The 9,159-nt window shown below is 48.2% G+C and carries 6 protein-coding genes; 4 read left to right on the forward strand and 2 right to left on the reverse strand.

The annotated features are described in order from the left end of the window. Positions 1-1,128 (forward strand): C39 family peptidase (locus DWW73_RS09810; protein ID WP_233509202.1); only part of this gene is annotated, 1,128 nt, incomplete at its 5' end. 64 nt (positions 1,129-1,192) lie between these two features. On the opposite strand, the gene DWW73_RS09815 is transcribed toward DWW73_RS09810, so the two are convergent. Both DWW73_RS09815 and DWW73_RS09820 read right to left on the reverse strand, forming a co-directional pair. Beyond that, positions 1,193-2,134 (reverse strand): DMT family transporter, encoded by a 942-nt coding sequence (locus DWW73_RS09815; protein ID WP_117779464.1) that lies wholly within the window; start codon positions 2,132-2,134, stop codon positions 1,193-1,195. A gap of 2 nt (positions 2,135-2,136) precedes the next feature. Beyond that, positions 2,137-3,909, reverse strand: a complete 1,773-nt coding sequence (locus DWW73_RS09820) for a phosphotransferase (protein ID WP_199412404.1) — start codon at positions 3,907-3,909, stop codon at positions 2,137-2,139. 165 nt (positions 3,910-4,074) lie between these two features. Between DWW73_RS09820 and DWW73_RS10395 the strand changes: the two genes are divergently transcribed. From DWW73_RS10395 to DWW73_RS10080, 3 genes are all read left to right on the forward strand, one after another. Further along, positions 4,075-6,246 carry an NlpC/P60 family protein gene (locus DWW73_RS10395; RefSeq protein ID WP_117779465.1) on the forward strand — a complete coding sequence of 724 codons (2,172 nt, stop codon included), beginning with the start codon at positions 4,075-4,077 and terminating at the stop codon, positions 6,244-6,246. Between the two features lie 42 nt (positions 6,247-6,288). Continuing rightward, on the forward strand, positions 6,289-8,358 hold the full coding sequence (locus tag DWW73_RS09830; RefSeq protein ID WP_117779466.1) for a L,D-transpeptidase family protein: 2,070 nt from the start codon (positions 6,289-6,291) through the stop codon (positions 8,356-8,358). 341 nt (positions 8,359-8,699) lie between these two features. After that, entirely contained in the window at positions 8,700-9,119 is a 420-nt protein-coding gene (locus tag DWW73_RS10080) for a hypothetical protein (RefSeq protein WP_147343558.1), read from the forward strand. Positions 9,120-9,159 lie beyond the last annotated feature (40 nt).

Below are 9,159 nucleotides of genomic sequence, written 5' to 3' on the forward strand. Positions count from 1 at the left end.
AACCTAAACGGTACGTGGTACTGGCTCGATCCCTCGACGCACGCCATGGCCACGGGTGTTCAAACTATTGGATCATGTGAATACATATTTAATAACTCTGGCAAGATGATGGCTAATTGCTGGTCAAACGGTGATGGGTCTTGGATGTATCATTCGTCTTCCAGCGGCGCAATTGACCTTAAAGGCATCATGACTGATTCGGGAATCCAGCTGATTGATGATGACGGGAATGTTAGAACGGGCTGGATTGAGAGTCAGGGTTCTCGATATTATTGTTCTACAAATGGGGTAATTCTGACTGGGTGGCAGCAAATTGCTGGGTCTTGGTATTACTTTAACTCGGATGGTCGAATGGCGACCGGTTGGCTTAACGATGGCAGCAACTGGTACTGGCTGGATTCAGCTTCCGGCACAATGAAGACGGGATGGCTTTCCCTTGGGGGCACATGGTATTACCTTGATGCCGCGCGTGGGGGAGTAATGTTGAGCAACGGTTGGTATTGGATCGGCTCTACTGACTACAAGTTCAGCTCATCCGGCACAATGGTTGGCGCTTGGGTCGATGTCCCGTGCTATTCGCAGTATCCGGAACTTCCTACTGGCTGTGAGTCGGTTGCCCTTACAAACTTGCTTAACTACTATGGTTTCGGTTTAGGTAAGACGATTATTGCGGATTATTACTTGCCCAAGGGAAGCAACGGCAACTTTGTTACCGCCTTTGATGGCAACCCAAGGCGTAGCAGCGGGGGTCTCATGGGATGCGTCGCCCCTGCGATTACTATTGCTGGTAATAACTTTCTGCGCGCTGTGGGAAGTATCAAGCAGGCAAAAGACGTTTCTTTCTCGTCAATTTCTTCCATTAAGAACAGACTGACCTGTGGGCAACCTGTTGAGATGTGGAATACCGAATGGGGAAGTTGGCCAGGAGGCCGTTATGCTGCTCGTTGGTATAACGGGCATTCCTATGGCCTGTGGGGCGGTAATCATGCTGTAGTCCTTAAAGGCTATGATGATGAGCAGGGAATTGTCTATCTTTCGGATTCGATTAACGGCAATGTTACGCGAAATGCCCAGGTGTTCTTCGGTACGTGGCAACAGATGGATAGCCAGGCCGTGGTAATTGAATAGCCATGATGTTAAAAAGGGGGATAGCTCGACGAGCTCTCCCCCTTTTACTACATTTTTAATCAAGCTACGCTGTCCTATTACGTCCAAATAGTTCGTCCCAGTTACTGGCTGCCAAAACTGTTCCGCATACAATTACAATGCAGCAGATTACAGATGCCATGTCGGGAATTGTTCCAAGCAAGATCAGGCCAAAGACCACCGACCATGCCGAATAGGATATATTCAGAGCCATCGCACGCGCTGCTCCGATTGCCGCAATGCCCTTGTAATAGAACAGATAGGATGCAGTTCCTGCGAGCCCGGCGAGTGCAATAATCAATGTGGGCATGCTCGGGATAGCGCCCAACGTGAAATGCCATGCTCCGAAGAGGGGGAGTACGAGCGCTCCATAAACAAGCGCACTTGTAGTTTCGCGGATTTGCAAAGCTGTTTCGTCATCAACGGCATCATCTTTCATTCCCCATGCGCACAGCACCGCTTCGGATCCCCATCCAATAACGGCAAGCACTGCGCCGAGTAAGCCGAGGGGGGCATTTGCAATCTCGCTCGATCCGGCCGATAGATAGCCCATCGTCATTACACCGCAAAGAGCAACGAGAAGGGAAAGAATCTGGCCTTTGCCCATTTTCTCCTTCAGCAGTACGAAGGAAAGGAATGCTCCGACTGCGGGATAGAAGGCGGAGATGATTGCCGTGTAGGCAGCTCCGATGTTATTAATTGCCAATACGTAGCCGGTCATTCCGATAGGTCCACCGAGTAGGGCGCCGGCGATGACGACCTTGCCCGAACGAGTTTTAAGTGCAGCGAGCGTGTCTTTTAGTCTGCCTCGGACTCCCATGTAGCCAAAGAGCCAAATTGCACAGAAGGCATCATGGAGAAAGGATCCCGCAATGGAGGCGCATGCAAGCGCTTCCGCCGATCCAATATAGGGCGCAAGCGCCAAGCCGATTCCAAGAATTACTGTATCAAGGCCCCAAAGAAGACCGCTAAAAAAGCCGAATTGCATCGTTACTCACCTTTCCGATAGATCTCCAGTGCCTTTTTGAGGTATTTGGCACCGTAATTGAAGTAGATATAGAGCCATTCGCCCACGAAGTCGCCTTCGGCTTCTTTCAGAAGAGACCAGAGGTACCAGCACCATCCTGCAAGGGCAATGTGCGCATAGTTATGCGCAATTTCGTTGTTTGTTGCCTTGCGCCCAAAATATGCATCAAGCGCGCGGTCGACTTCATCTTCGGAAAGCTCGCAGCAGACACTGCATGTTCCAAAATCGTTTGCGTAATCGCTCATGCCAGCATATTCCCAGTCAATGAGATAGTACTTGTCGTTCTCATCGATAAGGAAATTGAGGTAAAAGAAGTCATTGTGGCAAAGGCATTTTGGTGCATTATCGGCCTGTACAAAGTGCTCCAATTCATCGATTTCGGCGGACATTTCCCTGTAGCCTGGAATGTCGATGGGACCTTTTTCCAGAAGAAGTGATTCGTAGCGCTTCGCTTCGAGGTAGAAGTCAAATTCGGTTTCAACATTTGCACCACTCTCGTGAAGCGAACGACACATCTGCATCATTCGATTCATTTGGGCAGGATCATGCGGGTCAGGCTGCTTTGCGTTGGGTACAAACTTCGAAATTTTCCAACCACGCTTTGGGTCCTCATGAATGAACGTGTCGTCAAGGCCGAGCTCCTTGGCTTTTTTAAGTGCGGCTACTTCTCCATTTCTGTTAATAAGCAGTTCGGTCCCGACTCCCGGATGGCGGTAAACGTACTCTCCGTCATTGGTTCTAAAGTGGCACGATAGATTCGTAAGACCTTGTTTAAGGGGATAAACGTCGTGAATCTCTGATTTGGAGCAGCCGAGCACTTGCTCGATGTTATCGAAAATATCGGAGTCAACGTTTTCGATAAAATGCGGATCAAAGGCACGCAGCTCATCAAGAGAATCGAATTCGTTGATCTCGCCCTCAGGATACTTCTTGATAACCATATCGAGCTCCTTGATGTGCTCGATATATAGATCTTCCCAAAGCTTGTCCGTTGTTTCGGGCTTGTTATATTCCGTTTCGAGAATCTGCTTAAATGCAAGCGAGAAGGCTTTATCAAAGTAGACATGTCCGAGCATATACCAAGCATCGGAACCGCCAATCGTAACATTGGTAATTCTGTCCATTGCTCCGGTTTGAATGCACCATTCTTTGGTGGCGCCTTCAGCATATTGAGCAGAATAAAATGCTTTCCAAACGTATGCTTCGAACGGATTGTTTAGAAGGTAATCATCGCTTGAGCAAATATAGGTGTTGCCAAGCCGCTCTTTTACGCACATAAGCGATGCGTGGTTATTTTTGGATGCATATTCGTTGTTGACGACAATCGAGACGCCGAACTTGCTTTCGAGATAGAAGAAATATTCTTTTTTATAGCCGACAACGACGGTGATATTGCTGATACCTGCGTCTTGCAGCTGCCTAATCTGTCGCTCAATGAGGATCTCACCACGTACTTTTAAAAGGCCTTTGGGCTTTTCATACGAAATGGGAGCAAAGCGGCTCGAAAGCCCCGCAGCCAATATCACTGCGTTTTCAACCTTATAGGGATGAAGCGCTTCGTAACCGCCGTCGGTTAGGCTGTCCGATTCGAGAAGCCCCTCATTCGTGAGCTCTTTATTCGCTGCGTTTACTGATCCAAGTGAAAGGCCGGTGCGCTCGGCAACTTCTCGCTGGCTGGCATATGGGTTCTTTAGGTATTCGTACAGAACTGTAAAGTTACGCTTGGTCAGTTCCACTGCAGGCCTCCAATTAAGATGTTCATTGCTTAGGAAAAGAATAGAATGATTGAACGATATGTTCAATCAATTGTATTTAGCTACATAGACTGAACAGAAAGTAGCGAAAATCAATCTCGAAAGGTGGATTAAAATAACTAAATAGGATATCTGGGAGGGTCGCTTATGTATCGATTCGAAAAGAAGGCCACGCTTGTTTGTGCTGCTGCGTCATTAATCACTGCTTGCTGCTTGCCCCTGAGTGCGAATGTCGCGTTTGCACAGGATTCCGTTGAGGCTCAGAGTATTGAGTCAAAAGCGGATTTTTCTTCTGTGGTTTCCGATGATTTGCAACCTGATAATTCTTCCGTCATAAAAGATGGCTGGCAACGAGACGAGTCGTCTGGAGTTTGGTATTACGGAAAAAACGGTAAACACCAAACTGGCTGGCTGCAAAGCGGGGGCTATTGGTATTGGCTTGATCCGGCCAATGATGGTGCAATGCAGACAGGTTATTTCAATGTGACCGATGCTGGCGGATCGACTGCTTCGTTTTATGCGAATGACGGCAATGCCGCAACGCCTTTTGGCGCGCTATATCAGAACTGCTGGCTACGTAACTCAGATGGAAATTGGTTTTATGCCAATGCTGGAGGCGATTTAGCTGCTGATTGGTTTTATCAAGACGGCACATGGTATTACCTGGATCCTGCCACCCATATAATGCAGGTTGGTTTTGTCGACCTCGGGAGCGGGAAATACTATTTAGATGCCACTGGTGCTATGAAAACCGGCTGGATTCTCGTTGACGGGAATTGGTACTGGGCATATCCATCGGGCGCACTTGCTTCGTCATGGCAGACGATAGGTGGGACTCGCTATTATTTTGACTCTCAGACGCTGGCTATGTTCAAAGGTCGTCACGAGATCGATGGAAGTACCTACATTTTTGGCGACTATGGCCTCGTAAATGGATGGTTCAAAGATGGAGTAGATTGGTATTACTGCTCTAATGGTATTGCGGTCACTGGCTGGCAACTCGTTAACGGAACCTGGTATTATCTCGATCCGGCTTCCGACGGCAAAATGTCTGTTGGGTATTTAGACCTTGGCAATGCAGCATATTATTTGAATTCGAATGGGACTATGGCTATTGGTTGGGCTCAGTCCGAGGACGGCTGGTATTTTGCCTCTGAATCTGGCGCGCTTATTTCTGGCTGGTATAAAGAGGGCGTGAGTTGGTATTACCTGGACCCTGCTAGCCATCTCATGAAAACGGGCTTATTTGAGGTGGGCGGCAACGATTGTTTCGCAAACCTGAGCGGTAGACTTGTGGTGTCAAGCTGGATTACCGTTAAAGACGGCGTAGAAAGATATGCCGATGGCAATGGATATCTTTGCAAAGATGTGATCCGCGAAAACGGTACTATCCTAAAAACAGCTGGAGCTGATGGCTGGCAGGTTGCGTCCGGTTGGGTTAATGTTGCAAATCAAAGGTTTTATGCTGAGCCCGGAACGGGCGTCATTCATCGTGGATGGCTGCAGATTGATGGCGATTGGTATTGGCTTGATGCCGATTCTGGTGCGATGAAAACTGGATGGGTTTTTACTGACGGTGCATGGTATTACCTAAACGCCGACGGAAAAATGGCAACTGGTTGGAAATGCCTCAATGGAACATGGTATTACCTTGACTCCAACGGCAGCATGCATGTTGGCTGGCTTAAAGATTCGGGTAAGTGGTATTGGCTAGACGGCAGCGGTGCTATGGCAACAGGCGCAAGAACCATCGATGGCGTGCGTCGAATTTTCTGGAGCGATGGCCAGTGCGACAAGGTTGGCTGGCAAAATCCTCCGCAGTATCCCCAGGTCAGCTCTTGGACTGTTCAGTTGCCTAGCTACTGCACTGGCTACTTTACCTATGTGACTCCTTCTCGCATTTCTGTCGAAGCGACGCGGGAAGATTGCGTGAATGCCTTTATTCAGCGTGCTTACGAATATATCGGTACGCAATATATTGAGCCTTGGTCTACCGCTCCCGGCGGGGCTGTTGATTGCTCTGGTTTTGTCTTGCAATGTCTTTATGCTACTGGCATGGATATGGGTGTTTACAACCCTTATAACCATCGCTGGGATCCAAGCCAAACCTATAATTCCATGAATTGGTATCGAAGCAATATCTTTATGCCCGTGAGCACGAGCTCGATTCAACGCGGCGATGTGATTTATTACCGCGGTCATATTGCAATTGCACTTGGCGGCGGCTTGATGATTGATTCCTGGCCTCATCAAGGTGTCGGAATTCATCCTATTAGCGCAAGGGGAAATGTAATCGGCGCAGCTCGTCCGTTTATTTAATAGATTCCCTGCAAGACAGTCTGTACCGGTTGGGGGCCTGAAATGAATGCTCGGATTGATCATCGAATTTGCTGGCGAGTAATTGGCTTGATGCTATTTTCCGCCTTACTCTCAGTTACAGCCCCCGCATTTTCTTGCACTGCTTATGCCGTGGAAGAGGGGGCGGATAACGGTGCCGTAGAGCGCGACTCGACAGGAGGGCCGGGAGCATTGGTCGGTGGCGGTTGCTCTCAAGACTCCAGCGATTGTGCCGGCAAAACAACGGAAGATTCGAGCCTACAGGTTGTCGAAAGCCATGACCCGTCGACTACAGAACAACTATCTGGATGGCAATGGAACGGTTTGTCCTGGTATTACTATCTAGATGGCTGTCGTTTGACCGGAATGCAGAATATTGACGACTCCCTGTACTACTTGGACCCCGCTCGTGACGGCGCAATGAGCTGCGGCTGGATTTTTGCTGAAAATAAGTGGTATTACGCGGGTCCGTCAGGCGCTTTGGCAAGTGGCTGGCAGTTTATTGGAGACCAATGGTACTGGTTTGACTCCCTTAACAGCTGTTCTATGGCTACTGGTCGACGTGTTATTGATGGGCACCCTTATCTTCTTGGAACCTATGGGCTGATTAATGGATGGTGCCTTGATAACGGTTTATGGTATTGGGGTAGCAATGGTGAAGTCTTAACCGGCTGGCTTCAAACTGGCAATAACTGGTATTGGCTTGATCCCGCCAATGATGGTGTTATGTCTAGAGGAATCGTTTCTGTCGGTTCGTCTCGTTACTATTTATCGGATTCCGGCGCAATGGCTGTTGGTTGGGCGTTTGATGGGACGGACTGGTATTACGCTGACGGTTCCGGCGCACTTGCATCGGGCTGGCGTTTGGTGAATGGCGTTTGGTATTGGCTCGATGTCGCAAATGACAACAGAATGGCTACCGGCTTTTTTGTCATCGGATCCAATCAATATCATTTTTCTTCAACGGGAGCGCTGTCACTCGGCTGGTTTATGAGCGATGGAGACTGGTATTACGCTGAGCCTTCTCATGCGTCGGGCATTGTAAAGACGGGATGGCTGAAGGATAATAGCCAATACTATTATCTCGATCCTGCCGCCGACGGTAAAATGCTGCTAGGTCATTTTTCTGTAAATGGGAAAAGCTATTATGCAAAAGCTTCAGGCGCTGTTGCTTGTCGTGAATGGGTAGATGTCCAGGACTCGATCCAGGATGAGCCGTCTAAGGCTTTTGCTGGTTCTGATTGCTCATTGTGTGGAGCGTTGCGTAGTAGAAAGCTATTTACAACAAACGGTGGTGGCGAATTAGCCGAAGCTCACGGGTTTGTGACGCTTGGAGGGTGCAAGTTCTATGCTGATCCAACCGATGGCTCCCCCTGCGCTGGATGGAAGAACGTTAACGGAAAATGGTACTTCTTTGATGAGACCGCTGGCTATGCACGATCTGGCTGGTTGTACAAGGATTGCTCCTGGTTCTATTTGGACCCATCTACCTACGTTATGAAAACCGGCTGGGTTGCCGTTAACGGATCTTGGTATTACTTGAATTCGTCTGGTTATATGCAAACAGGGTGGCTTAACCTGGGGGGTACCTGGTATTGGCTTGACGCTAGTGGCGCCATGGCTACTGGCTGGCGCGTTGTGGACGGATCCTGGAATTACTTCATGGCCAACGGCGCGTGGATGTCAGACTATATGGATGCTAAGGCTCAAAGTTATTCAAGCAATACAAATTGGCTGATACTTGTCGATACGTCACGTTGCGTTACGAGTATTTACACTGGATCTTGGAATAACTGGTCCTTAAACCGTCGATATGTATGTTCGACGGGAAAAGCTAGCACGCCTACGGTGATAGGGGAGTATCAAGTCTACGGTAAGGGATACTCCTTTGGGCATGGATATACTTGCTATTACTACACGCAGTTCTATGGTGATTACCTATTCCATTCCTCACCCTACTATGTTAACAGCAATCGCGTGATGGATCCCACAATGGGGGTCCCATCCTCTGCCGGATGCGTGCGTCTTGAGATTCAGAATGCAAAATGGATTTACGACAATATTCCTTATGGAACAAAGGTTGTTACGTATTGATTATTTGGTTGATGTAACTACTTTCGCCTAATTGGCTTAACCGTTCGAGATCAGGTAAAATCTTATTATGAGAACGTGGCCCTAGCGCCCGTTTAATGAAGGGAATTCGTCCTAGAATCTGATATATGCACGACAACGCTTTAATGCGACAGAAAGAGTGAAATGTCGGGAAATCGCTATTTCAGTTTTATCAGTGCGGTTTGCATACCATTAATTAATATCGTTCCCCTTTTAAGCCCCACGGTTGCCTTCTCATTAAGCGAAGATTGTGTTGTTGAGGGTGCGATGTCTCTTTAGCTCAATCGGGGCAATAGGCATTTGTGTCATCGTATGGCGATCGCTTGGCTTTAGATTCAGCTGATTTCAAAGTGTTTATCGATTCGTCAACATATGAATACACCGGTGATACGATTTCTCCAGAGGTTTCGGTTTTTGTCGTTAACGGGTCTGCGCTGACAAGCGGAATCGATTTTGAAGTTATTTATTTGAATAATATTGCGCCTAGCCGTGCCGCTATAAGTGTAAATGGACTAGGGGATTATGCTGGCATTTTCGCGCGGCTTTCGTTTCAAATTGTTCGTTCCCCTGACAATAGCATCGCTCTTCCTGGTTCTTGGGCCTATCAAAATGGCAAATTGTGGTTGAGATATGAGGCCGATGGTTGGCCGTCAAACTGTTTTTTGACTATCGGGGGAGCGGAATATTATTTTGATTCCGAAGGCTACGCAGCTGCTGGCTGTAGATATCTGGGTGACGCATAATTTCTTTCGCAAATTGACAACCGCATAGCGGAACACGGCC

It is taken from the genome of Collinsella sp. AF16-8 (assembly GCF_003462695.1).
Taxonomy (GTDB): Bacteria; Actinomycetota; Coriobacteriia; order Coriobacteriales; family Coriobacteriaceae; genus Collinsella.